Origin of the sequence: Paraburkholderia sp. 35.1 (genome assembly GCF_050436525.1) — a bacterium.
GTDB lineage: Bacteria > Pseudomonadota > Gammaproteobacteria > Burkholderiales > Burkholderiaceae > Paraburkholderia > Paraburkholderia tuberum.
The window spans coordinates 2,348,807-2,374,381 of the sequence record NZ_JBNDMJ010000003.1 but is presented as its reverse complement, the minus strand read 5'-3'; the positions used below and the strand labels follow the sequence as shown (position 1 = coordinate 2,374,381).

At 64.7% G+C, this 25,575-nt stretch carries 22 protein-coding genes; 4 read left to right on the top strand and 18 right to left on the bottom strand.

All coding sequences use genetic code 11. The features are described from left to right. Nucleotides 1–93 precede the first annotated feature (93 nt). The 13 genes from clsB to OKW27_RS31045 form a co-directional block, all read right to left on the bottom strand. Complete coding sequence (gene clsB / locus OKW27_RS31105) at nt 94–1,353, bottom strand: cardiolipin synthase ClsB (RefSeq protein WP_429335732.1); 1,260 nt, start codon at nt 1,351–1,353, stop codon at nt 94–96. Then, entirely contained in the window at nt 1,350–1,865 is a 516-nt protein-coding gene (nudB, locus tag OKW27_RS31100) for a dihydroneopterin triphosphate diphosphatase (RefSeq protein ID WP_090803007.1), read from the bottom strand. The genes clsB and nudB overlap by 4 nt, the downstream gene beginning before the upstream one ends. Before the next feature lie 220 nt (nt 1,866–2,085). Further along, nucleotides 2,086–3,885 (bottom strand): aspartate--tRNA ligase, encoded by a 1,800-nt coding sequence (gene aspS / locus OKW27_RS31095; protein ID WP_090803006.1) that lies wholly within the window; start codon nt 3,883–3,885, stop codon nt 2,086–2,088. A gap of 75 nt (nt 3,886–3,960) precedes the next feature. Next, on the bottom strand, nt 3,961–4,617 hold the full coding sequence (locus OKW27_RS31090) for a DUF502 domain-containing protein (protein WP_090805585.1): 657 nt from the start codon (nt 4,615–4,617) through the stop codon (nt 3,961–3,963). A 75-nt stretch (nt 4,618–4,692) separates the two neighbouring features. Continuing rightward, on the bottom strand, nt 4,693–5,010 hold the full coding sequence (locus OKW27_RS31085) for an FmdB family zinc ribbon protein (protein WP_429335731.1): 318 nt from the start codon (nt 5,008–5,010) through the stop codon (nt 4,693–4,695). A gap of 173 nt (nt 5,011–5,183) precedes the next feature. Then, entirely contained in the window at nt 5,184–5,804 is a 621-nt protein-coding gene (locus tag OKW27_RS31080; RefSeq protein WP_429335730.1) for a methyltransferase domain-containing protein, read from the bottom strand. 6 nt (nt 5,805–5,810) lie between these two features. Then, nucleotides 5,811–7,388 carry a ubiquinone biosynthesis regulatory protein kinase UbiB gene (gene ubiB, locus OKW27_RS31075; RefSeq protein ID WP_429335729.1) on the bottom strand — a complete coding sequence of 526 codons (1,578 nt, stop codon included), beginning with the start codon at nt 7,386–7,388 and terminating at the stop codon, nt 5,811–5,813. 15 nt (nt 7,389–7,403) lie between these two features. Continuing rightward, a complete protein-coding gene (locus tag OKW27_RS31070) occupies nt 7,404–8,048 on the bottom strand; it encodes a ubiquinone biosynthesis accessory factor UbiJ (RefSeq protein WP_429335728.1) in 645 nt (214 codons plus the stop codon). A gap of 174 nt (nt 8,049–8,222) precedes the next feature. Next, a complete protein-coding gene (locus tag OKW27_RS31065) occupies nt 8,223–9,221 on the bottom strand; it encodes a Tim44 domain-containing protein (RefSeq protein WP_090802996.1) in 999 nt (332 codons plus the stop codon). A 37-nt stretch (nt 9,222–9,258) separates the two neighbouring features. Beyond that, a complete protein-coding gene (ubiE, locus tag OKW27_RS31060; RefSeq protein ID WP_090802995.1) occupies nt 9,259–9,990 on the bottom strand; it encodes a bifunctional demethylmenaquinone methyltransferase/2-methoxy-6-polyprenyl-1,4-benzoquinol methylase UbiE in 732 nt (243 codons plus the stop codon). Between the two features lie 66 nt (nt 9,991–10,056). Beyond that, entirely contained in the window at nt 10,057–10,470 is a 414-nt protein-coding gene (locus OKW27_RS31055; RefSeq protein WP_018419393.1) for a gamma-butyrobetaine hydroxylase-like domain-containing protein, read from the bottom strand. 97 nt (nt 10,471–10,567) lie between these two features. Further along, a complete protein-coding gene (locus OKW27_RS31050) occupies nt 10,568–10,996 on the bottom strand; it encodes an HIT family protein (protein ID WP_184062416.1) in 429 nt (142 codons plus the stop codon). Nucleotides 10,997–11,029: 33 nt separating this feature from the next. Beyond that, nucleotides 11,030–15,136: a DUF3683 domain-containing protein gene (locus OKW27_RS31045; RefSeq protein ID WP_429335727.1), complete on the bottom strand. Its 4,107-nt coding sequence runs from the start codon at nt 15,134–15,136 to the stop codon at nt 11,030–11,032. Nucleotides 15,137–15,638: 502 nt separating this feature from the next. On the opposite strand from OKW27_RS31045, the gene ilvA reads away from it, so the two are divergent. Genes ilvA through queF form a run of 3 tightly spaced genes read left to right on the top strand, consistent with a single transcriptional unit; the run spans nt 15,639 to nt 18,951 of the window. Then, nucleotides 15,639–17,204 (top strand): threonine ammonia-lyase, biosynthetic, encoded by a 1,566-nt coding sequence (gene ilvA / locus OKW27_RS31040; protein ID WP_409340028.1) that lies wholly within the window; start codon nt 15,639–15,641, stop codon nt 17,202–17,204. A 23-nt stretch (nt 17,205–17,227) separates the two neighbouring features. Next, nucleotides 17,228–18,130, top strand: coding sequence for a 5'-nucleotidase (locus OKW27_RS31035; RefSeq protein WP_184062437.1), 903 nt, complete (start codon nt 17,228–17,230; stop codon nt 18,128–18,130). Beyond that, nucleotides 18,127–18,951 carry an NADPH-dependent 7-cyano-7-deazaguanine reductase QueF gene (queF, locus tag OKW27_RS31030; protein WP_184053835.1) on the top strand — a complete coding sequence of 275 codons (825 nt, stop codon included), beginning with the start codon at nt 18,127–18,129 and terminating at the stop codon, nt 18,949–18,951. The genes OKW27_RS31035 and queF overlap by 4 nt, the downstream gene beginning before the upstream one ends. Nucleotides 18,952–19,043: 92 nt before the next feature. Here the strand turns inward: queF and OKW27_RS31025 are convergent, their stop codons facing one another. The 3 genes from OKW27_RS31025 to OKW27_RS31015 all read right to left on the bottom strand — a co-directional run bounded on the left by OKW27_RS31025 (nt 19,044) and on the right by OKW27_RS31015 (nt 21,877). Further along, the gene (locus tag OKW27_RS31025) at nt 19,044–19,430 is read right to left on the bottom strand and encodes a RidA family protein (RefSeq protein WP_008923846.1); all 387 of its coding nucleotides are present in this window, start codon (nt 19,428–19,430) and stop codon (nt 19,044–19,046) included. A 71-nt stretch (nt 19,431–19,501) separates the two neighbouring features. Next, complete coding sequence (locus OKW27_RS31020; protein ID WP_429335726.1) at nt 19,502–20,983, bottom strand: N-acyl-D-amino-acid deacylase family protein; 1,482 nt, start codon at nt 20,981–20,983, stop codon at nt 19,502–19,504. A gap of 3 nt (nt 20,984–20,986) precedes the next feature. Beyond that, nucleotides 20,987–21,877, bottom strand: coding sequence for a MurR/RpiR family transcriptional regulator (locus OKW27_RS31015; RefSeq protein ID WP_090802984.1), 891 nt, complete (start codon nt 21,875–21,877; stop codon nt 20,987–20,989). 155 nt (nt 21,878–22,032) lie between these two features. Between OKW27_RS31015 and OKW27_RS31010 the strand changes: the two genes are divergently transcribed. Continuing rightward, nucleotides 22,033–23,310 (top strand): amino acid deaminase, encoded by a 1,278-nt coding sequence (locus tag OKW27_RS31010; RefSeq protein WP_429335725.1) that lies wholly within the window; start codon nt 22,033–22,035, stop codon nt 23,308–23,310. 104 nt (nt 23,311–23,414) lie between these two features. Here OKW27_RS31010 and OKW27_RS31005 read toward each other — a convergent pair whose 3' ends face one another. Both OKW27_RS31005 and OKW27_RS31000 read right to left on the bottom strand, forming a co-directional pair. After that, nucleotides 23,415–23,915, bottom strand: coding sequence for a MarR family winged helix-turn-helix transcriptional regulator (locus OKW27_RS31005; protein WP_429335724.1), 501 nt, complete (start codon nt 23,913–23,915; stop codon nt 23,415–23,417). 30 nt (nt 23,916–23,945) lie between these two features. Next, nucleotides 23,946–25,541 (bottom strand): MDR family MFS transporter, encoded by a 1,596-nt coding sequence (locus OKW27_RS31000; RefSeq protein ID WP_429335723.1) that lies wholly within the window; start codon nt 25,539–25,541, stop codon nt 23,946–23,948. Nucleotides 25,542–25,575 lie beyond the last annotated feature (34 nt).

Here is a 25,575-nt window from a genome sequence, read left to right as displayed (position 1 = left end):
TTCTCGCGCGTGTTCTATTTCTTTGCCCCGGTTCGCTGGCGCCGATTGATGGCCGACATGATGCAGCAAGCGCGGGCTCTCGTGCGAGCGGTATTAGTCGTAGCCGCCCACCGTCAGCAGCTTCATCGCGACGCGGTAGCTCGTGTACGCGATCCAGCTCAGCGCGCGCACGCGCGCCGGTCGCGATTCGTAGTGCGCTTCATCGATTGGGCGCGCGTCCGTGAACGCGTCGAGAATCGCGTCGCGCAGTTTGGGGATCGACGGATCGTTCACGAGCACGACGTTCGCTTCGTTGTTGAGCATCAGGCTGAGCGCATCGAGATTCGACGAACCGACCGTGCCCCAGTTCGAATCGACCACCGCGACCTTGCCGTGCAGCAGCGTCTTCTCGTATTCGGCGATTTGCACGCCTGCGCGCAACAGCGCGTGGTACAGGAACGGCACGGCGTAATCGAGCGCCTTGAACTCCTTGCGCCCGATGATCAGCTTCACGACCACGCCGCGCCGCGCCGCGAACACCAGCGCGCGACGCAGCTTGCGTCCCGGCATGAAGTACGGATTCGCGAGCAGGATTTCATGGCGCGCCTGGCCGATCGCGGCCAGATAAGCTTTTTCGATCGCGCGGCGGTTGATCAGGTTATCGCGCGCGACGAATGCGACGCACGGCTCGCCGCCGGCCCACAGTGCCTCGTTGCGGCGTCGCCGGCGTCTGCGCAGACTGCCAAGCGAGTTGGCGTCCTGCGACGACAGGTCGGGCTTCATCGAATCGAGCGGCCGATGGCCGACGCGAATCCGCCGCCACTGCACGTCGATCGCATCGCGCACGTCGGCGACCACCGGCCCGCGCAGCTCGACCGCGAAGTCCCAGCGCCGGTACGGCAGCTTCTCGCCGTTGTTCTCGTAATCGTCGACGATATTGATGCCGCCGCAATACGCGATCTGATCGTCGATCACCGCGAGCTTGCGGTGCGTGCGCGAAAAGCCGAAGCGGCCGAACAGATGCGGGTTGTAGATGCGATGCTCGATGCCGCCGGCCGGCCATTGCTCGAACATCTTCAGGCGCGCGGTGCCGACGCCATCGGTGATCACACGCACTCCGACGCCGCGCGCGGCAGCGCGAAGCAGCGCCTCGCTGACCGCGTGGCCGGCTTCGTCGTCGCAGAAGATATAGGTTTCGAGCGCGACGTTGTGCTCGGCCGCGTCGATGCGCTCGATCAACGCGTCGAAGAAATCGTCGCCGGAGCGCAGCAGCTCGACCTCGTTGTTACTGGTGAAGCGGTAGCGCTGCCAGTAACGACGGCCGAGCAACGTGTGGCGCAGACGCGCCAAACGGCCCGAGCCGCCTGCGCTCACTGGCCACGCTCCCCGGCCAGCGGGCCGGATTGCGGGTCGACCGGGCGTGCGGCGAGCCGCCGCGGCAACTGCAGGATCGCATCGGCATTCGACGACGAAAAGCAGCGCGATGCGGCCTCTTCATATGGCAGCCACATATACGCGGTGTGTTCGCGCGGCGCGAGCGTCACGTCGATGCACTCGGGGACCTGCAGGCTGAACCAGTGCTCGGTGTTGTAGAGCACGCCCGCTTCGTAGCGGTAACGAAATTCCGGGTAGATCTCGTAGTCGATCGAGTAGTGCCAGTCGAACAACCCGCTGCGCGGCACCAGTGCGCCGCCGATCATGATGCCGGTTTCCTCGCCGACTTCGCGCACCGCCGTGTCGGCGAGCGGTTCGTCGAGCCGGTCTTTCGAACCCGTCACCGACTGCCAGAACGCCGCATGATCGGCGCGCTCGAGCAGCAGCACGTCGAGCGCAGGCGTATGAATGATGACGAGGACGGACTGCGGAATTTTCGGCGGTTTCGGCATGGCTCAAACTGGGCGCGACGATACGCGCGGTACATGTCGGATGACGGTCGAAAGGGTCTGGAAAGCAGTGGCTTCACTGTAACGCAAAAAATGAAAAAGGCGCTGAGGTGGAGATCACCTCAGCGCCTTTTCGTTTCGCTCGTGTGGTTTTTTTGCGGCCGCCGGCCCGCTGGCCGGCACACGCAAGACCGCTTGCCGGCCGCGCGCAGCGGCCGCGGTTTTATGCCTTCGGTTCCGGCGTACGCAGACGGATGTGCAGTTCGCGCAGCTGACGCTCGTCGACTTCGCTCGGCGCCTGCGTGAGCAGATCCTGCGCGCGTTGCGTCTTCGGGAACGCGATCACGTCGCGGATCGAGTCGGCGCCGGCCATCATCGTGACGATGCGGTCCAGACCGAACGCGATACCGCCGTGCGGGGGCGCGCCGTATTGCAGCGCGTCGAGCAGGAAGCCGAACTTCGCCTGCGCTTCTTCCGCGTTGATCTTCAGCGCGCGGAACACCTTGCTCTGCACTTCCTCACGGTAGATACGCACCGAGCCGCCGCCGATTTCCCAGCCGTTCAGCACCATGTCGTAGGCCTTCGCGAGGCAGCGCGCGGGGTCCGTTTCGAGGTACTCGAGGTGCTCGTCCTTCGGGCTCGTGAACGGGTGATGCGCGGCGACGTAGCGGTTGTCTTCCTCGTCGTATTCGAACATCGGAAAGTCGACGACCCACAGCGGCTTCCAGCCGGACTCGACGAGGCCGTTGGCCTTGCCGAATTCCGAATGACCGATCTTCAGACGCAGCGCGCCAAGGCTGTCGTTGACGACCTTCGCGCGATCCGCCGCGAAGAAGATGATGTCGCCGTCTTGTGCGCCGGTGCGCTCGATGATCGCCTTCAGCGCTTCGTCGTGCAGGTTCTTCACGATCGGGCTTTGCAGACCGTCACGGCCCTTCGCCGCTTCATTGACCTTGATCCACGCGAGACCCTTCGCCCCGTAGATGCGCACGAATTCCGTGTAGCTGTCGATGTCGCCGCGCGACAGCTCGCCGCCCTTCGGCACGCGCAGCGCCGCGACACGGCCGTCCTTCGTGTTGGCCGGGGTGCTGAACACCTTGAAGTCGACGTCGCGCATCGCATCGGTCAACTCGGTGAACTCGAGCTTCACGCGCAGGTCCGGCTTGTCCGAACCGAAGCGGCGCATCGCTTCCGCGTATTCCATGACCGGGAATTTCTGGTCGAGCTCGACGCCGATCGTCGTCCTGAACACGTGACGGATCATCGCCTCGAACAGATCGCGGATTTCCTGTTCCGACAGGAACGAGGTCTCGCAGTCGATCTGCGTGAATTCCGGCTGACGGTCGGCGCGCAGGTCTTCGTCGCGGAAGCACTTGGTGATCTGGTAGTAACGGTCGAAGTTCGCGACCATCAGCAGCTGCTTGAATAGCTGCGGCGACTGCGGCAGCGCGAAGAACTGGCCCGGGTTCGTACGCGACGGCACGAGGTAGTCGCGCGCGCCTTCCGGCGTGCTCTTCGTGAGCATCGGCGTTTCGATGTCGATGAAGCCCTGCTCGTCGAGGTACTTGCGCACTTCGATCGCGACACGATAGCGCAGACGCAGGTTGTGCTGCATCTGCGGACGGCGCAGGTCGAGCACGCGATGCGTGAGGCGCGTGGTTTCCGACAGGTTGTCATCGTCGAGCTGGAACGGCGGCGTGACCGACGCGTTCAGCACGATCAGCTCGTGGCACAGCACTTCGATCTTGCCGCTCTTCAGCGAGGCATTGGTCGTGCCTTCCGGACGGCCGCGCACGACACCCTTGACCTGCACGCAGAACTCGTTGCGCACGCCTTCGGCGACCTTGAACATGTCAGCGCGATCCGGATCGCAGACGACCTGAACGAGCCCTTCGCGATCGCGCAAGTCGATGAAGATGACGCCGCCATGGTCGCGGCGGCGGCTTACCCAGCCGCACAGCGAGACGGATTGGCCCAGCAGTTCTTCGGTCACCAGACCGCAGTATTCAGATCTCATCGACATGATGTTTGTCTTTCGTTTTGCATTGGTTGAACGGCGCGCCGCAGACGATCCTGCATGAAGCGTTGCGCGCCGGCATTAGAGCGGGGGCTCGACGGTGGCGCGGCGCACCGGCGCCGGCGGTGGCGCGGACGGCGCCACGACGCCCATCGAGACAATGTACTTGAGCGCAGCGTCGACCGTCATGTCGAGCTCGATCACTTCGCTTTTCGGCACCATCAGGAAGAAGCCGGACGTCGGGTTCGGTGTGGTCGGCACGTATACGCTGACGTACTCTTCTTTCAGATGGTTGGCCACGTCGCCGCCCGGGATGCCGGTCAGAAACGCGATCGTATAGGACCCGCGGCGCGGGTACTCGATCAGCAGCGCCTTGCGGAATGCATTGCCGCTGCTCGACAGCAGCGTGTCGGACACCTGCTTCACGCTGGTGTAGAGCGGGCCGACCACCGGAATGTGCGCGACCAGCAGTTCCCACCACTTCACGAGCTTCTGCCCAATGAAGTTCTGCGTCAACAGCCCGACGACGAAGATGAACGCGAGCGTGAGCACCGCGCCGAGGCCCGGCAAGCGATAGCCGATCGTGCGTTCCGGCTGCCACGAGGTAGGCAGCAGCAACAGCGTCTGGTCCATCGTGCCGATGACCAGACCGAGCACCCACAGTGTGATGGCCAGAGGCACCAGCACCAGCAGGCCGGTCAGAAACACCGATTTGAGCGTGAATTTCTTCGTCGTCATGTGTACCGCCAGAAAGCTGCGCGGGCCGAAGCCCATGCGCGGTAGATACGCCGCCCGCGCGGGGCGGCAGTCCCACTAGGCGCTGCCGGAACCGCTCGGGCTCGCGGCGGCGGGCGCTGCGGCGGGGGCCGCGGGCGCGGCAGCCGATGCAGCCGGGGCAGCGGCTGCGGCCGGCTCGGACTTCGCTTCCGACGCGGCCGGCGCGCTCGTGCCGCTGCGGAAATCGGTCACGTACCAGCCGGAGCCCTTCAACTGGAAGCCGGCGGCGGTGAGTTGTTTGCTAAAGGTGTCTTTTCCGCACTCGGGACACTGCGTCAACTGGGGGTCGCTCATCTTCTGGAGCACGTCCTTCCCGAAACCGCATGACCCGCAACGATAAGCGTAGATCGGCATGATCCTCTCTTACTCCAAATGCCTACTGAAATCTTGTAAACGCTTGCAAAGCCTTGAATTATAGCCGCAAACGATGTCCGTTCCCCGGATTTCGGGAAGCGGACGCACGACGCGCCCGCCACCGCGCCAGATGGGGACGACCCCCGGACCTCTCAAGAGCGGCGCGCGTGGCGTTAGCCGCGACGTCGCCAGGTGAGCCAGCGCTCGCGTCCGGCGAATACGGTGATCGAGTCGTCGACCGCTTCGTCTTCGACCAGCTCGAAGTGTGGCGTGAGCAGCGCATCGAGCTCGCCGCGTTCGACGCCGAACGGCGGCCCTTTCGGCGTCGCGCCGATGAAAAAGATGCCCGCCAGCAACCCGCCGGCCGGCAGCAGTTTGGCCATGCGCTGCGCGTAGTCGGCGCGGCGCGCCGGCGGCAGCGCGCAGAAGAATGCGCGCTCATAGATCCATGCCGGTGCGAACGGTGGCGCATAGGTGAAGAAATCCGCCTGTTCGACCAGCGATGCATGCGCGCCGAGCTGCTCGCGTGCCGCCGCCACGGCGGCCGGCGAGAAGTCGATCGCGCGTACCGGGTTGCCCTGGCGCGCGAGCCATACCGCTTCGTGCGCGCTGCCGCAGCCTGGAATCAGCACGGCCACGTCGCGGTGCCGTTCGGCGAACGCGCGAAACGCGGACGGCACGCCCGCCTGATCCCACGGCGTGAAATGGCGCTCGAAGCGTTCGTCCCAGAACTCGGGCGAGTCGGGATCGCGGGTTGCGAAATCGGGCGCGGCGGGTTGGGTCGGATCGCTCATCGGAATCTAACCTCCATAAGCCAGTACCAGGAACGCACGCGCCAGCATCGCGCCGACGCCGACCGCCACGCCGAACAGCAGCAGGCCTTGCAGCAGACGGTTGGTGCGCTTTTGCTCGAGCAGGATCTGGCGGATCACGTCGTCGTTCGCGCCGCCCACCGGATGATGGCGCTCAGCCAGCATGTTATGGACGAGGCGCGGCAACTGCGGCAGCGTCTTGCTCCACTGCGGCGCCTCGATCTTCAGACGCTCGTACCAGCCGCGCAAGCCGATCTGCTCGTTCATCCAGCGCTCGAGATAGGGCTTCGCGGTCTTCCACAGATCCAGTTCGGGATCGAGCGAACGGCCTAGGCCTTCCACGTTCAGCATCGTCTTTTGCAGCAACACGAGCTGCGGCTGGATCTCGACGTTGAAGCGCCGCGACGTCGAGAACAGACGCATCAGCACCTGGCCGAGAGAAATGTCCTTCAGCGCGCGATCGAAATACGGTTCGCAGACCGCGCGGATCGCGCTTTCGAGCTCCTCGACGCGCGTGCTCGGCGGCACCCAGCCCGACTCCAGATGCAACGTCGCGACGCGATGGTAGTCGCGCTTGAAGAACGCGAGGAAGTTCTGCGCGAGGTAGTTTTTGTCGAAGTCCGACAGCGCGCCGATGATGCCGAAGTCGAGCGCGATATAGCGGCCGAAGTGCGCGGGATCGAGGCTCACCTGGATGTTGCCGGGGTGCATGTCGGCGTGGAAAAAGCCGTCGCGGAACACCTGCGTGAAGAAAATTTCGACGCCCTCGCGCGCGAGCTTCGGGATGTCGACACCCGCCGCGCGCAACGTATCGACCTGGCTGATCGGCACGCCGACCATGCGCTCCATCACGAGCACCGTGGGCGTGCAGAACTCCCAGTACATCTCGGGCACGAGCAGCAGGTCGAGCCCCAGGAAGTTGCGCCGCAACTGGCTGCCGTTGGCGGCCTCGCGCATCAGGTCGAGTTCGTCGTGCAGGTATTTGTCGAATTCGGCGACCACCTCGCGCGGCTTCAGGCGCTTGCCGTCGGCCCACAGACGCTCGGCCCATAGGGCGATGTCGCGCAACAGCGCGAGGTCGGAATCGATCACCGGCAGCATCTTGGGGCGCAGCACCTTCACCGCGACCGCCTTGCCCGCATGCTGGCCGGCCTTCACCTTCGCGAAGTGGACCTGTGCGATCGACGCGCTCGCGACCGGCACCCGCTCGAAATCGTCGAACAGTACGTCGACCGGCGCGCCGAGCGACTTCTCGACGAGCGCGATCGCGACCGCCGAATCGAACGGCGGCACCTGGTCCTGCAGCTTGGCAAGTTCGTTGGCGATATCGACCGGCAGCAGATCGCGACGGGTCGACAGCACCTGGCCGAACTTGACGAAGATCGGCCCGAGGCTTTCGAGCGCGAGCCGCAGACGCACGCCCGGCGGCGCATCGAACTTGCGGCCGAGCGTCGTGATGTGCAGCAGCAGACGCACGCGCCGGTCGTTGATGCGGCTCAACATCATTTCGTCGAGTCCGAAGCGGATGACCGTGAAAAATATCTTGAGAAAACGCAGAAAACGCATGGCTGGGCCCGGTGACTAGCGCGTGCCGCGCGACGTGGCGGCGCCGCCCGGCGTTTGTGCGCCGCGGGCTTCGACCTTCTGTTCGATGCGCTCGATGCGCTTTTCGACGCGCGCGAGCGAATCGCGCGCGCGCGCCAGCTCGACGTTGAAGTCAGCGAGCGCGGTGCGCCGCACCAGTTGCGGATTTTCGTCGAGCAGGTACTCGGCGGCGGTGTCGAGCAGATTGCGACCGGTGCGCTGCACATGCTCGCCGACTGAGCGGACTAGCGACGTGATGCGCCACGCGGGTCCATCACCGATCAGCTTCGCGAGATCTTCCTCCGGCTCCCAGCGCAGATGCTCGGCGAGCTTCGCGATCACGGTCGCGAACTCGGCGTCGCCCTCGATCTTCACGTGCTTCATCACCGCGGCCTGGCCACCTTGCAGGAAGGCCGGCAGTGCGTCGGACGGCACCGAGATCGTCACGTCGAACTGATGCGCATCGGCTTCGTCGAGCGTACCGAGATAGCCGTCGGGCTGCACGAGCAGCGCGAGCACAACCGGCGGACATGACAGGCGAGCGGTCTTGCCCGCGTAGGGGGCGAGGCGCTCGCGGGCCCACGATTCGCGGGCGAGCAGATGATTGACAGCAGCAGCGAAGGGCTTGGCGGCGAGGGTCATCGAAGGTGGCAAGAAAAAACCCGCGCGAGCGAGGTGCTTGCGCGGGCTCCCATTGTAACGTCCGTTCGCTTCGCGGCCTGCTATGCCGAACGGCCTAAGCCATGCGCGAGGTGAGGAATCGCCATGCCGTGGCCGGCTCTTTTCGAGGCAAACGCGACTCGATGCTTCGGCATGTCAGTGTTGCTCGACCTGCTGGATGCCGGCAAGCAGCCAGCCTTCGCCAGTGCGGTTCGCCTTCGTCAGATTCCAGACTTCGACGAACGGCTCGGCCGCCGCGCCCGGCTCCTCGCGGATCAAACCGGAGAAGCGCACGCTCGCGAAGGATTCGTTCGCGCGCTCCTCGACGCCGAGCAGCTCGGCGTTCAACTGCACGACGTCGGTCTGGGTCGGCTGCGTGCCGCGCGACGCGAGATCGACGCGCACTTCGGCGAACATTTCCGGCGTCGTGAATTCGCGGATGTCCTCGACGTTGCCGACGTCCCACGCGGCCTGCAGGCGCACGAAGTACACCTTCGCGTTACGCAGAAACGCTTCCGAATCGAAGCCGGCCGGCACCGACGGCGTCGCGCCGAGCGATGGCGTGGTCAACGGGTTGCCCTGCGGTTCGAGATACGAGCCGGTGGGCGGCGCCGTGTAACGCGGCTCCTGAATATAGTCGGTGCCTTTCGTGTTCAGCGACGGCGCCGTGCCCGCGTAGGCAGGCTGCGCCGCATCGCGCTTACGGCCGGTGAAGCGGCGGATGAGCCAGATCACCACAATCGCGATCAACGCGATCACGATCACGTTCGCGAACATGCCGGCGAACGCCTCGCCGAGCCCGAAATGCGACAGCAATGCGGCGATGCCGAGGCCGGCCGCGAGACCGGCGATCGGCCCGAGCCAGCGATTGCGGTTCGGCGCGGCGGGCGGCGTGGGCTTAGTCGCAGGCGCCGCCTGCGCGCTCTGCTGCGTGGCCTGATTGTTCTGCGCCGGCTGGGACGGCGGCGGCGTCTGGCGCTGCTGCAGACTATTCGATTGACGGCCGAAGCTGCGGCCTCCGCCCATGCGGCGTGCTTCGGCGTCGAGAGAGGCAAGCGTGCCGGCCATCAGCAGACCGACCATCGCGATCAGTCCGATTCTTCTCGCCAGCGCCCCCTTAACCTTACGAGTAGATAACAAATTCGAATCGGACATTTCGCACTTTCCTTTAAAAATCGATGGGTTAGGGACTCTAGTATTTGGTCCCCACATGCAAAGCTACCACGCCAGCTGACAAATTGTAATATTTGACGCCGTCGAGACCAGCTTGTTCCATCATAGTTTTCAAAGTTTCCTGGTCCGGATGCATGCGGATCGATTCCGCCAGGTACTGGTAGCTTTCCGCGTCCTTGGCGAAGCGCTCGCCGAGCCACGGCAACACCTTGAACGAATACAGATCGTAGACCTTCTTCAGCGGATCCCATACCTTCGAGAACTCGAGCACGAGCAGCCGCCCGGCCGGTTTCAGCACACGACGCATCTCGGCGAGCGCGATGTCCTTATGTGTCATGTTGCGCAAGCCGAACGCGACCGTCACGACGTCGAAGTAGTTGTCCGGAAACGGGATTTTCTCGGCATCGCACAGCAGCGCCGGCGTGATGATGCCCTTGTCGAGCAGCCGGTCGCGGCCCACGCGCAGCATCGATTCATTGATGTCGGTATGCCAGACCTCGCCCGTTTCGCCCGCCTGTTTCGCGAATGCTTTCGACAGGTCGCCCGTGCCGCCCGCGATGTCGAGCACCTTGTAGCCCGGCCGCACGTTCGCCTGGGCGATCGTGAACACCTTCCACGCCCGGTGCAATCCGCCCGACATCAGGTCGTTCATCAGGTCGTAGTTGGCGGCCACCGAGTGGAACACCCCCGCCACCTTCTGCGCCTTGTCCTGTTCGTCGACCGATTGAAAGCCGAAGTGGGTTTTGCTCATCGCGCTCGTCCTTTCGCGTGTTCTTGAATGTTGCGCCGCTCGAGCGGCGTTCGGGGGCGAATCGTATCAGTGACAGTGCCCGTGCGCAGCCGCGGCGGGCACCATCGGCGTGTCGCGGTCGATGCCGGCCGCTGCCAGTTTGGCGAGATACGCGCGCCAGAGTTCATCCTGACGCACGGCCATGTCATACAGCAGGTCCCACGAGTAGATACCGGTGGCGTGTCCATCGGAGAAGGTCGGCTGCAGCGCGTAATTGCCGACGCCTTCGATCATCGTGATCGTCACGTCGCGCTTGCCGGTCTGCAGGGTTTCCTGGCCGGGCCCGTGGCCCATCACTTCCGCCGACGGCGAATACACGCGCAGCAGTTCGAACGGTAGCCGATACGCTTCGCCGTTCGCGTACTGCAGTTCGAGCACGCGCGACTTCGAATGCAAGATCACGCCTGTCGGCACCGGCGTCTCGGGAGTCAATCCGCTCATGTTGGCCTCATCAGATAACGGCGGGTGATAACGTCGGATCGGCCGCCTCGCACGCCGACGGCAGTCCGGCGATGCGCGGCGACGGGTTCAGCGACGCTCAGCCCAGCGCCTGTTCAATTTCCTGCCGCACGGCTTCGCGCAGCAGCGTGGCGTGCGCGCGGCGCGACGACAACATCGCTTCGGACACCGTGCGCTGGCGCGGCGCCCAGATCGGCAGGGGGAAATGCGCGTCGTTCGAGAAACGCGGAATCACGTGCCAGTGCACGTGCGGCACCTGGTTGCCGAGGCTCGCGAGATTGACCTTCGCGGGCTGCATCACGCGCCGCTGCGCACGCTCGACCGCGTACACGGCCTTCATCACGTGATCGCGCTCGTCGGCAGAAAGATCCGAAAACTCGGCGACGTGAGCGTTCCAGATGACCCGGCAAAAGCCCGGGTAGTCTTGTTCGTCGGCGAGGACGACTCGCAGCGCGTCGTCCTGCCACAGCACATGGCCGCCGTCTTCACGGCAAAAAACGCAGTCCATCGTCGTCCTCGGCAAAAATCGTTGGTCGTGCCATTAAACCAGCACGCGCTCGATTCCGCCATTGTTCGCCCGTTGAACGTAGTCCGCCATCCAGTTTTCGCCGAGCACGTGACGTGCCATCTCGACCACGATGTAGTCCGCCTCGGTACCCGCGTCTTCGTTGTAGCGCGACAGCCCTTGCAGGCACGACGGGCAACTCGTGAGGATCTTGACGTCGGTCGAACCCGCGTTTCCGTGATTGGGCTGCGGACCGTCGCCGGCCTTCAGCACCGAACCGTTCGGCGCGCCCGCGGCGCCGGCCGATGCATTGGCCGGATTGATCGCGTTCGCGCCCGCTTCGGCGACGAGAGGGATGCCGCGCAGCTTCGCCGCGCCCTTGCGGATTTCTTCTTCCTTGCGGAAGCGCACCTGGGTCGAGATGTCGGGACGCGTGACCGCGAGCGTGCCCGATTCGCCGCAGCAGCGGTCGTTCTTCTCGATCTTGTAGCCGTCCTGCTCCGAACCCATCAACTGATTGACGAGCTTGACCGGGTCCATCGTCTTGATCGGCGAATGGCACGGGTCGTGGTACATGTAGCGCACGCCGTTCACGCCATCGAGCTTGATGCCTTTTTCCAGCAGATACTCGTGGATGTCGATGATCCGGCAGCCCGGGAAGATCTTTTCGAATTCGTAACCGGCGAGCTGGTCGTAGCACGTGCCGCACGACACCACCACCGTCTTGATGTCGAGGTAGTTCAGCGTATTGGCGACGCGGTGGAACAGCACGCGGTTGTCGGTGACGATCTGCTCGGCTTTGTCGTACTGGCCCGAGCCGCGCTGCGGATAGCCACAGCACAGGTAGCCCGGCGGCAGCACGGTCTGCACGCCCGCCTCCCACAGCATTGCCTGGGTCGCGAGACCAACCTGCGAGAACAGCCGCTCGGAGCCGCAGCCCGGGAAGTAGAACACCGCTTCGGTGTCGGCGGTGGTCGTCTTCGGATTGCGGATGATCGGGACGATCTTGTTGTCCTCGATATCGAGCAAGGCGCGCGCGGTCTTCTTCGGCAGGTTGCCCGGCATCTTCTTGTTCATGAAGTGGATCACCTGCTGCGTGATCACCGGCTTGCCGACCGTGGCGGGCGGATGCGCGGTCTGCTTCTTCGCGAACTTCTTCAGCACTTCATTGCCGAGGCGCTGCGCCTTGTAGCCGACGCCCATCATCGCGGTGCGCGCGAGGTTGATGGTCTGCGGGTTGGTCGCGTTCAGGAAAAACATGCCCGCGGCGTTGCCCGGGTTGAACTTCTTCTTGCCCATCTTGCGCAACAGGTTGCGCATGTTCATCGACACGTCGCCGAAGTCGATCTTCACCGGGCACGGCGTCACGCACTTGTGGCAGACAGTGCAGTGATCGGCGACGTCGTTGAACTCGTCCCAGTGCTTGATCGACACGCCGCGGCGCGTCTGCTCTTCGTACAGGAATGCCTCGACCAGCAAGGACGTGGCGAGAATCTTGTTGCGCGGGCTGTACAGCAGGTTCGCGCGCGGCACGTGGGTCGCGCAGACCGGCTTGCACTTGCCGCAGCGCAGGCAGTCCTTGATCGACTCGGAAATCGCGCCGATATCGGACTGCTGCATGATCAGCGATTCGTAGCCCATCAGGCCGAAGCTCGGCGTGTACGCGTTGCGCAGGTCCGCGCCTTCGAGCAGCTTGCCCGCGTTGAAGCGGCCATGCGGATCGACGCGCTGCTTGTACTTGCGGAATTCGCCGATCTCGTCGTCGGTCAGGAATTCGAGCTTCGTGATGCCGATGCCGTGCTCGCCGGAGATCACACCGTCGAGCGAACGCGCGAGCTTCATGATGCGCGCGACCGCCGTGTGCGCGTCCTGCAGCATCTCGTAGTTATCGGAGTTGACCGGCAGGTTCGTGTGGACGTTGCCGTCGCCCGCGTGCATGTGCAGCGCGACGAACACGCGCCCGCGCAGCACCTGCTTGTGGATCGCCTGGGCTTCGTCGAGGATCGGCTTGAACTCGCCGCCGTTGAAAATCTGCCGCAATTCGGCGCGGATTTCCTGCTTCCACGACACGCGAATCGTGCGGTCCTGCGCGAGGTGGAATACGGTTGCGTCGAGTTGCGCGTCGACGCGGTCGGCGAACTTTTCGGCGAGCGACTCGTAGCCGAGGCCGACCAGGTAGTGCTGCGCCTCGCGCAGCGACAGGTCGAGCTTGCCGCGCACGAATTCCCAGCGCGTGCGCACACGCGCGAGTAGATCGAGCGCCTGCTGCACGCGGTCTTCGAGCAGCTCGGCGCTCGGGATTTCGTTCGCGTCGTCGCTCTTGCCGAGCGGCAGCTTGCCGCCCTTGAAGAACGCTTCGAGCGCGTCGACCAGTTGCAGCTTGTTCTTCAGCGACAGCTCGATGTTGATGCGCTCGATGCCGTCCGTGTATTCGCCCATGCGGTCGAGCGGAATCACGACGTCTTCGTTGATCTTGAACGCGTTGGTGTGCTTTGCGATCGCGGCCGTACGGCTGCGATCGAGCCAGAAGCGCTTGCGGGCCTCGGCGCTGACGGCGACGAAACCTTCGCCGCTCTTGCCGTTGGCCATGCGCACGACTTCCGAGGTGGCCTGCGCGACCGCGTCCGCGTCGTTACCGACGATATCGCCGATCAGCACCATCTTCGGAAACGCGTTGCGTTTGCTCTTGGTCGCATAGCCGACCGCGCGCAGATAGCGCTCGTCAAGATGCTCGAGACCCGCGAGAATCGCGCCGCCCTGGCGCGACGTCTCGAACAGGTAGTCCTTGATTTCGACGATGCTCGGAATCGCCTCGCGCGCCTGGCCGAAGAACTCGAGACAGACGGTGCGCGTATGCGCAGGCATCTTGTGCAGCACCCAGCGCGCGGACGTGATGAGGCCGTCGCAGCCTTCCTTCTGCACGCCCGGCAGACCGGCGAGGAATTTGTCGGTGACGTCCTTGCCGAGGCCTTCCTTGCGGAACACGCGGCCCTTGATGTCCAGCGCTTCGGTGCGCAGCAGCTTCTCGCCCGGCGCGTAGTTGCCGTCGAACCATTTGAGCTCGAAACGCGCGACTTCGATGTCGTGGATCTTGCCCATGTTGTGCTCGAGACGCGTGACTTCGAGCCAGTTCCCTTCCGGGTCGACCATGCGCCACCACGCGAGGTTGTCGAGCGCCGTGCCCCACAGCACCGCCTTCTTGCCACCCGCGTTCATCGCGACGTTGCCGCCGACGCAGGACGCGTCGAGCGAGGTCGGGTCGACCGCGAACACGAAGCCGGCCTGCTCGGCCGCTTCGGTCACGCGGCGCGTGACGACGCCCGCGCCCGAGAAAATCGTCGCGACCTTGCGATCGACGCCCGGCAGCTGGGTCATTTCGACCGGGCCGAGCTGTTCGAGCTTTTCGGTGTTGATGACGGCCGAGAACGGCGTGAGCGGCACCGCGCCGCCCGTGTAGCCGGTGCCGCCGCCGCGCGGAATCACGGTCAGGCCGAGTTCGAAGCAGGCCTTGATCATGCCGGCGATTTCGGCCTCGGAGTCCGGCGTCAGCACGACGAACGGGTATTCGACGCGCCAGTCGGTCGCGTCGGTCACGTGCGAGACGCGCGACAGGCCGTCGAACTTGATGTTGTCCTTCTGCGTGACCTTGCCGAGCACGCGCGTAGAACGGCGGCGCAGGTCGTAGGTCTGCTGGAATTCGCTGGCGAATTGGTCGATCGCGCGGCGCGCGGCCTGCACCAGCTTTTCGACGCGCGCGGCGCGATCGACGCCGGCTTCGTCGCCGTGTTCGCGCAGATCGGCGCGGCGGCGCTTCTCGATTTCGGCGAGACGGTGATTGAGCGCCTCGATCAACAGCGCGCGGCGCTTCGGGTTGTCGAGCAGGTCGTCCTGCAGATACGGATTGCGGCGCACCACCCAGATATCGCCGAGCACTTCGTACAGCATGCGCGCCGAGCGGCCGGTGCGGCGTTCGGCGCGCAGTTCGGCGAGTGCGTCCCAGGCTTCGTTGCCGAGCAGGCGGATGACGATTTCGCGGTCGGAGAACGACGTGTAGTTGTAGGGAATTTCGCGCAGACGCGCTTCGGGATCGGCGGCCACCGCGCCGGCGGCGCCGTGCGGATCGAAAACTTGAGGTGCGTTCATGGTTGGACGACTCGGTAGGTCAGCCTGGCGCACTCGTCACGAGGCGTCGGCGGACAATGCGCGTGGGGCGCAATGCTTGAAATCTTCTAGGGCTTCAAGGGGAGCGAGCACGACCGGCGGCCAACTCACGGCGGTCGCTTCGCGGCACTCAGAGACAGCTACACGATCGCGCGTGGCGGACATGCCGTTCCGCCGCGGGGCAGGATTCGCGCGGGACGGGCATTAAATGGGCGATCCGAGGCTGCCAGTGCATCTTCCGATCCTTATTCCAAAACGAAATTCTACCGCATCATTCCGCCACGCGTTGACGGTGGGAATCGGGCGGCGGCGGGGATTCGGAGGATTTGGCGATGGATCCGGCGGCGTTTTCGCATACCGTCCATTGACCAGCCGGACGGTTGGGCGAGCTTCGATCGCGCAATTCCGATACGGCCCGGTTAAGTGCACGGCACCCGTCCGCGGAGCGCGCTGAACGGCCAGAGCGGGCACCGTTGGCGCTATCATTGACGTCTTCCCGTTTTACACAGCGCACCGCGCCACCCGCATGGCTTCCCACGACTACCTGAAAAAGACCCTGACCGCGCGCGTCTACGACGTGGCGCGCGAGACCGAACTCGAACGCGCGCCGAACCTGTCGGCGCGGCTGTGCAACCCGGTCTATCTGAAGCGCGAGGACAACCAGCCGGTGTTCTCGTTCAAGCTGCGCGGCGCATACAACAAGATGGCGCATATTCCGGCCGAGGCGCTCAGTCGCGGCGTGATCACCGCGTCGGCGGGCAATCATGCGCAGGGCGTGGCGTTATCGGCGGCACGCATGGGCGTGAAGGCGATCATCGTCGTGCCGGTGACGACGCCGCAGCTCAAGGTCGACGCGATCCGCACGCATGGCGGGCCGACCGTCGAGATCGTGCAGTTCGGTGAGTCGTATAGCGACGCCTATGGTCACGCGGTCAAGCTGCAGGAAGAGCGCGGCCTGACCTTCGTGCATCCGTTCGACGATCCGTACGTGATCGCCGGCCAGGGCACCGTCGCGATGGAAATCCTCAGCCAGCACCAAGGGCCGATTCACGCGATCTTCGTGCCGATCGGGGGCGGCGGTCTCGCGGCCGGTGTCGCCGCATACGTGAAATCGGTGCGCCCCGAGATCAAGGTGATCGGCGTGCAGACCGATGATTCGTGCGCGATGGCCGCGTCGTTGCAGGCGGGCGAGCGCGTGACGCTGAACGAAGTGGGCCTGTTCTCCGACGGCACCGCGGTGAAGCTCGTCGGCGAAGAGACCTTCCGTTTGTGCCGCGAATATCTCGACGAAGTACTGCTCGTGAACACCGATGCGCTGTGCGCCGCGATCAAGGACGTGTTCCAGGACACGCGCAGCGTGCTCGAACCGGCGGGCTCGCTCGCGGTGGCCGGCGCCAAGCAGTATGCCGAACGGGAAGGCATCGAGAACCAGACGCTGATCGCGATCACGTCGGGCGCGAACATGAACTTCGACCGCATGCGCTTCGTCGCCGAACGCGCGGAAGTGGGCGAAGCGCGCGAAGCGGTCTTCGCGGTGACGATCCCCGAAGAGCGCGGCAGCTTCAGGCGCTTCTGCGAGCTGCTCGGCACGCGCAGCGTCACCGAGTTCAACTACCGGATCGCCGACGCGAACTCGGCGCATATTTTCGTCGGCGTGCAGATCCGCAATCGCAGCGAATCGGCGCAGATCGCCGGCGCCTTCGAAGCGCACGGTTTTGCCACCGTCGACCTGACCTTCGACGAACTGTCGAAGCAGCACATCCGCTACATGGTCGGCGGCCGCTCGCCGCTCGCGCGCGACGAACGACTGTTTCGCTTCGAGTTTCCGGAACGTCCGGGCGCGCTGATGAAATTCCTGTCGTCGATGGCGCCGAACTGGAACATCAGCCTGTTCCACTACCGCAACCAGGGCGCGGACTACAGCTCGATTCTGGTCGGCATTCAGGTGCCCGGAAGCGACCACGCGGCGTTCGAGCGCTTCATCGAAACGCTCGGCTATCCGTGCTGGGAAGAGACGAAGAATCCGGTCTATCGTCTCTTCCTCGCCTGATCTCTTCGAACCGGAACGCAACGATGGCGCTTTCGCTCGTCGACAAACTGGTGGTCGCAATCTCGTCGCGCGCGCTGTTCGACTTCGAGGAAGAGAACCGTGTCTACGAGGCCGGCGACCTGAAGGCTTACGAAGCGTTGCAGCGCGAGCGTCTGAACGTGCCCGCGAAACCGGGCGTCGCGTTTCCGCTGATCCGCAAGCTGCTTGCGCTGAACGCCGGCGGTCATCGCGTCGAAGTGGTGATCCTGTCGCGCAGCGATCCGATCAGCGGTCTGCGCGCGTTTCATTCCTGCCGCGAACACGGGCTCGCGATCGAGCGCGGCGTGTTCACGCGCGGCCGCGCGCCGTTCGGTTATCTGAAGCCGCTGAACGCTTCGCTGTTTTTGTCGGCGAATCAGCACGACGTGCGCGATGCGCTCGCCGCTGGCTTCCCAGCCGCACGCGTGTTGCCGGAATCGGCGAAAATGGCGAGCAAATACCCGGACGAAATCCGCATTGCGTTCGACGGCGATGCGGTCTTGTTTTCCGACGAAGCGGAACGCATCTTCCAGCAAGACGGCCTGCGCGCGTTCGTCGGTCACGAGATCGACAACAAGCATCTGCCGCTCGCGGACGGTCCGCTCAAGCCGCTGCTCGAAGCACTCCACCGGCTGCAAAAACTCGCGGACGCGGCCGCGCCGATGCGCATTCGCACGGCGCTGGTGACGGCGCGCTCGGCTCCCGCGCATGAGCGCGCGATCCGCACCCTGATGGCATGGAACATCGAAATCGACGAAGCGATGTTCCTCGGCGGCCTCGACAAAAGCGCATTTCTGCGCGAGTTCGAGCCCGACTTTTTCTTCGACGACCAGATCGGCCACTGCGAATCGGCCCGCGTCGTAACCGCGACCGGGCACGTGCTGAGTGGCATCGTGAACGCATCATGACACCCGAACAATCCCCGCTCGGCAAGTCCTCGACTTACACCGAACAATACGATCCGACGCTGCTATTTCCGATTGCGCGCAGCCATGCGCGCGAGGCGATCGGCATTACCGCGCGACTGCCGTTTTTCGGCACCGACATCTGGAACGCCTACGAGCTGTCGTGGCTGAACGCGCGCGGCAAGCCGCAGATCGCCGTCGCGACGTTCTTCGTGCCGGCCGACTCGCCGAACATCGTCGAGTCGAAATCGTTCAAGCTGTATCTGGGCTCGTTCGCGCAGACTGCGTTCGACTCGGCCGAGAGCGTGCGCGACACGATCAGGCGCGACGTGTCCGCGTCGTGCGGCGCGACCGTGTCGGTACATCTGAGCACACCGCACGAATTCGGCAAGCTGAAAATGGAAGAATTCGCCGGTCTGTCGCTCGACCGGCTCGAACTCGAGGCGAGCGTCTATCAGCCGGACGCGTCACTTTTGAGCGCGGCGCGCGACGAAGCGCCGGTCGAGGAAACGCTGTTCTCGAACCTGCTGAAGTCGAACTGCCCGGTGACCGGTCAGCCGGACTGGGGCAGCGTGCAGATCCACTACGCCGGCCCGCAGATCGATCACGCGGGCCTCTTGCGATACATCATCTCGTACCGCAATCACACCGGGTTTCATGAGCAATGCGTCGAGCGAATCTTCGTCGACATCATGAAGATGTGCAAACCGCTGAAGCTCGCCGTGTATGCGCGCTACACGCGTCGCGGCGGGCTCGACATCAACCCGTTCCGCACCAACTACAACCTGCCGATGCCGGACAACATGCGGCTCGCGCGGCAGTAACTCCAACACAAAAAACAGCGGTAAACGCGACGAGGGCGCCGCAGGCCATCACGACCTGCGGCGCCCTCGTCACATGAAAGCCATCAAAGCGATCAGGCCGCCGGCTTCTTATACGCGACGCAATCCACCTCGACCTTGCAGTCGATCACCATCGACGACACCACGCACGCGCGCGCCGGCGGATTCTCGCCAAAATACTCGCGAAACACCTTGTTGAACGACGCGAAGTCGCGCGGATCGTCGAGCCACACGCCGCAACGCACGACGTGCTCGGCGCCATAGCCCGCTTCCTTCAGGATCGCGAACACGTTCTGGATCGCCTTGTGCGATTGCTCGACGATGCCGCCGTTGATCACTTCGCCGTTTTCCATCGGCGTCTGGCCCGACACGAACAGCCAGCCGTCCGCCTCGACCGCGCGCGCGAACGGCATCACCTGACCGCCCGTTCCCTTTCCGCCTTCCACGCCATATCGCTTCATCGTCACACTCCTTAAAAAGTCGGGCACGCGCGGCGCCCTCGCCGCGCGTGCCGCCATCAATCGATAAAAAATCAGAACGCGCCCTGCGCATCGCCCTTCGACGGCGCACCGCGCGTGACGAACCGGCCAGCCCGCTCGCCCGTCACCGCGCCATCGCGATACGACAGCACGCCGTTGACCCACACCGCATCGATGCCGGCAGCGGGCTGCTGGGGCTTGTCGAACGTCGCCACGTCATGCACTTTCGCCGGATCGAACAGCACGAGGTCGGCGTGATAGCCGATATGCACTTCGCCGCGTTGCGCGAGTCCGAAGCGGCGCGCGGACAGGCTCGTCATCTTGCGCACCGCTTCCTCGAGCGGCAGCAAAGCGGCATCGCGCGCATAGTGGCCGAGCACGCGCGGAAACGCGCCCCACAGCCGCGGATGCGGCAGCGGATCGTTCGGCAGGCCGTCGGAACCGACCATCGTCGCCGGATGCGACAGGATGCGCCGCACGTCGTCTTCGGACATGTTGTGATAGACCGCGCCGGCCGGCTGCAGGCGCTTGCCCGCCTCCTGCTGCGAGACGCCCCATTCGGCCGCGATTTCCTTGATCAGCTTGCCCGCCATTTCCGGATGCGGCTCGGACCACGTGATCGTGATGTCGATGTCGCCTGTCACCTGCTTCAGATCGAGCGTCGACGAGCTGCGGTTGTACGGATAGCAGTCGCAACCGACCGGCTGCCCGCCGCGCGCGCCTTCGAGCGACTTCAGCACCTCGACGCTGCGCCCCCAGTTCGACGGCCCCGCGCACTTCAGATGCGAGATCACGACCGGCACACGCGCATGACGACCGACGCGGTAGGCCTCGTCCATCGCGTCGAGAATCGCGTCGAACTCGGTGCGCATATGGGTCGTGTACAGCGCGCCCGCGGCCGCGAGCGGCTCGGCGAGCGCCATCACTTCCTCGGTCGGCGCGGCGAACGCCGAACCGTATGCGAGCCCCGAGCTGAGACCGAGCGCGCCGTGCGCGAGCGCTTCCTCGAGCTGCGCGCACATGCGCTCGATTTCCTCGGCAGTCGCCGCGCGATCGAGCCGGTCCATCTGGTTGTTGCGCAACGCCGTGTGGCCGATCAGCGCGCCGACGTTTACCGCCGGCCGCGCGGCGTTCACCGCGTTCACATAGTCGGCGAAGGTCGGGTACTGGAACGCGTCGCGCTCGCCGAGCAGGTTCATCGGATCGGGCGGATCGCCCTTCAGCGATACCGGCGACGCGCTGATCCCGCAATTGCCGACGATCACCGTCGTCACGCCCTGGGTGATCTTCGGCAGCATCTGCGGCGAGCGGATCACATGCGTGTCGTCGTGCGTGTGCACGTCGATAAAGCCCGGCGCGAGCGCGCGCCCCTCGGCCTCGATCACCTCTTCGGCGAGCCAGTTCGACAGATTGCCGATCGCGGCGATGCGGCCGTCGCGGATTGCCACGTCGCGCTCGACGGGCGGCGCGCCCGTGCCGTCGTACAGTTGCGCGCCGAAGATCAGCGTGTCGGCGGCTTCGGGATGCGAATGCATGGATCAGTCTCCTAACGGTTGTCGATCGCCGCCGCCGCGGTGCGCGTCGAGCGCGTGCTTCATGCGGCGCAGCAATTCGCGGCTTTCGTCGCCCTGACTGACGGCAAGTTCGGTGACGAGCACATCGAGCGCCATCATCATCGCGTAACGGGACGACGACGGCTTGTAAATGAAATCGGTTTCGAACGCGACGATCGGGATCAGCCAGTTGGCGAGCTTCGCCAGCGGCGACGCGGGCGCCGTCAGCGCGACCACCGTCGCACCGTAGCTGCGCGCGATCTTGCAGTTCTCGACCATCTCGGGCACGCGCCCCGTGGTGGACAGCGCGATCACGACGCACTCGCGCGACACCGTGCTCGCCACCATGCGCTGCAACAGCCCGTCCTGATAGGTCGCGACCGGGCGGCCGAGGCGCACGAGCCTGAAACGCATTTCGTCAGCGAGCGCGGTCGAGCCGCCGCCCATGCCGAACACGTAGATCATGCGCGCATCGCGCAGCGCGGCCGCCGCTTCGGCGAGCGGCGCCTGGCGCAGCAGTTGATGATTGTGCGCGAGCGCCGTTTGCAGCTCGTCGAAGACGCGCGTGGCGATCGGCTCGGGTGCGTCGCTTGCGGTGTCGCGCTCGAGAAACCGCTGACCGACCGCGGCCGCCTGCGCGAGCCGCAGCTTGAGTTCGCGCACGTCGCGGCAGCCGACCGCCTTCGCGAAGCGCGTGACGGTCGCGATGCTGACCTCGGCCTGCTGTGCCAGCGCGCCGATGCTCGCGCGCGACGCGCCGGTCAGATCGTCGAGGATCAGCGCGGCGACCTTGCGTTCGGCCGAGCGCAACTCCGGCGCGCACTCGGCAATGCGCGCGACGATGTCGAAAGCGAGCGGTTCGGCGCTACGGTTCATGGCAGGCGGTGGGGTTCGCGGCACGGCTTTCGCGGCCCTTTCCGGCGGCCTTCGAAACCCATGGTACTAAATAACATTCGTTCAGACATCGTACTTTCGATAACATGGTAAAGTCAAATCCAACTCAATTTACCCGGACGATGGAGCACGGAGACATGAAAGTTACAAACTATCAGGGCGCGACGATTGATCCTTATAGCAAGGGCTTGGGCATGGTTCCGGGCACGAGCATCCAGCTGACGGACGCCGCGCGCCTCGAGTGGAACCTGCTCGCCGAGGACGTCAGCCTGCCGGCCGCCGTGCTGTACGCCGATCGCGTCGAGCACAACCTGAAGTGGATGCAGGCGTTCGTTGCCGAATACGGCGTCAAGCTCGCGCCTCACGGCAAGACCACGATGGCGCCGCAACTGTTTCGCCGTCAGCTCGAAACCGGTGCGTGGGGCATCACGCTCGCCACCGCTCATCAGGTGCGCGCGGCGTACCACGGCGGCGTCTCGCGCATCCTGATGGCGAATCAGCTGGTCGGCCGTCACAACATGATGATGATCGCCGAATTGCTCAGCGATCCGGATTTCGAATTTTTCTGCCTCGTCGATTCGGCTGAAGGCGTCGAGCAACTCGGCGAATTCTTCACCTCGGTGAAGAAGCCGCTGCAGGTGCTGCTCGAACTCGGCGTGCCGGGTGGACGCACCGGCGTGCGCGACGAAGCGCAGCGCAACGCGGTGCTCGACGCGATCGCGCGCTATCCAGACGTGCTGAAGCTCGCTGGGGTCGAACTGTACGAAGGCGTGCTGAAGGAAGAACCCGAAGTGCGCGCGTTCCTGCAAGGCGCGGTTGCGGTCACTCGCGAACTTGTCGAGCAGGGGCGTTTCGCGCGCTCGCCGGCGGTGCTATCGGGCGCGGGATCGGCGTGGTACGACGTGGTCGCCGAAGAGTTCGCGCAGGCGACGCAATCCGGCAAGGTCGAGGTCGTGCTGCGTCCCGGCTGCTACCTGACGCATGACGTCGGCATCTATCGCAAGGCGCAGACCGACATCTTCAAGCGCAATCCGGTCGCGAAGAAAATGGGCGAAGGCTTGCTGCCGGCGCTGCAATTGTGGGCGTACGTGCAGTCCATTCCCGAGCCGGATCGCGCGATCATGGGCCTCGGCAAACGCGACTCCGCGTTCGACGCAGGCATGCCGGAGCCGGCGCGCCACTATCGCCCGGGCCAGCAAGCGCCGCGCGACATCGCCGCGAGCGAGGGCTGGGAGATCTTCGGTCTGATGGATCAGCACGCGTATCTGCGGATTCCCGCCGGCGCCGATCTGAAAGTGGGCGACATGATCGCGTTCGACATCTCGCATCCGTGCCTGACGTTCGACAAGTGGAAGCAGGTGCTGGTCGTCGATCCGCAGTATCGCGTGAAGGAAGTGATCGAGACGTTCTTCTGATCGGACCACGCCGCGCTGACTGAAGCGCGATCTGTTCCGCTAAAGAAAAAGGCTGTGCGCCCCTGGGCTCACAGCCTTTTTTATCGCCACGCGCGGACTAAAAATCACATGCGCTGCGCCGCCTCGTCGCCAGCGGTCTCCTGCGGCGCGGCGGCCACGGTCGCGGCGCCGGCGTTGGCCGTCACCTCGCCGATGCGCGTCTCCAACATTTTCAGCGCGCTCGACAACGCCGCGAGCGCCTGATCCGGCAACCCGGCCATGGTGTCGTGCAAGAACGCGTTGCGACGCGGCAGGCTCGCTTCGGTCGCGGCGTGGCCCGCTTCGGTCAGGCGCACGTTGGTCACGCGGTTATCACGCGTATCCATGCTGCGCGCGATCCAGCCCAACCCTTCGAGCGCCTTCAGCTGTCGCGTGAGCGCGCCAGGATCGACGCGCAACCGCTCGACGAGCCGCTTCTGCGACGACTCGCCAGCCTGCTCGCGCAGCGCGAGCAGAATGCGCCAGCGTGGCAACGGATGCCCCACCTGGGCCTCGAATGCCGACATGAACGCCCGATACGTGCGACCAAATTGCTGCATGACGGCGACGCGGTCCTGTTCTTCCATAATCTGCCTGTCCAACACCAAGTTCAAAAATCAGTCTGCGTGAATCACCGGCTCGAGCTTGCGCTGCAGCTTGATCGGCGGCACGCGGCGGGTTTGCCACACCGACACGACGGCGATCACCGCGGCCATCGCGAGACCCAGATGAATCGCCCCGACCAGCGCCTCGCGCGCACTTTCGAGCAACATCGCGCCGTTGTGGCCAGCGTGGGTCAACTGGTCGACGAGCGTGGTCTGCGCATCGCGGTTGATCAGGATCTGCGGATCGCCGAGATCGGCGAACCAGTGCGACGCGCCCGCGCCTTCGAGCGCATTGCGCACACCGCTCTTGTACATGTGGGTCACGAGCGTGCCGGTCAGCGCCGTGCCGATCATGCCACCGATCATCCGCAGCGACTGCAGCAGCGCGGTCGCGATGCCGAGGTGTTCGCGGCCCGCGGTCTGCTGCGCGAAGATCGTCAGGTTCGGCATCACGAAGCCGAGCCCGAGGCCGCCGACGACCATGAACGACATCAGCACCCATTGCTGCATCGAACGGGTCGCGACGACGATGCCAAGGCATGACAGCGCGACCATCGCAAAGCCGATGTACAGCATCAGGTTCGGATTCTTCACCCGCGACACGACGCGCCCGTTCGCGATACTGCCGATCGTGATGAACACGACGAGCGGCGTGATCACGAGGCCCGCCTCTTTCGGCGACATGCCGAAGCCGCCCTGGAACAGCAGCGGTGCGTAGAACAGCAGCGAGAACATCGTGAAGCCGCCGAGCACGGCCAGCGTGAACAGCGCGGCCAGACTGCGGTTGCGGAACATGTCGACGGGCAGGATCGCGGTCGGGCAGCGCTTTTCCCATTTCCACAGCGTGACGGCCGACGCGACGGCGAGCCCGAGCAGCGCGAACGCGCTCAGCGTGACGCCGTGCTTCGGCAGCAATTCGACGAACAGCTGCAGTGAGCCGAGCGCGATCGCGATCAGCAGCGCGCCGGGCCAGTCGAGCCGCATCTTGCCGGTATGTTCGACGTGCCGCAGATGCGGCAGGAAACGCCAGACGAAAAACAGCGACAGCAGCCCGACCGGCAAATTCACATAGAACACCGAGCGCCAGCCGTAGTACTGCGTGAGGAAACCGCCGAGCGACGGGCCGATCGCATTGGCGATGCCGAACGCCGAGCTCATCAGCACCTGCCAGCGCAGCCGCACGACGGAATCGGGGAACAGATCGGGAATGCATGCGAACGCGGTGCCGACGAGCATGCCGCCGCCAATGCCCTGCAACCCGCGCGCGAGCACGAGAAACAGCATGCTGTTGGCCGCGCCGCACAGCACCGAGGCGCCGGTGAACACGACGATCGACGCAATCACGAACGGCTTGCGCCCGTAATAATCGCCAAGCCGCCCGAAAATCGGCACGGTGATCACCGAGGTCAGCAGATACGAGGTTGCGACCCATGCGTACAACTCGAAGCCTCGGAGTTCGGACACGATGGTGGGCAGCGCGGTGCCGACCACGGTCTGGTCGAGCGCGACCAGCATCGTGACGAACGAGATGCCGAGCATGGCCAGCAGGGATTCGCGAAACGGTAAGACTTGCCCACTCGAATGGTGGGCGGCGGTATGGACAGCCATTTTTGATGGAGCAAAAGTTGACGTGTCAAAAGAT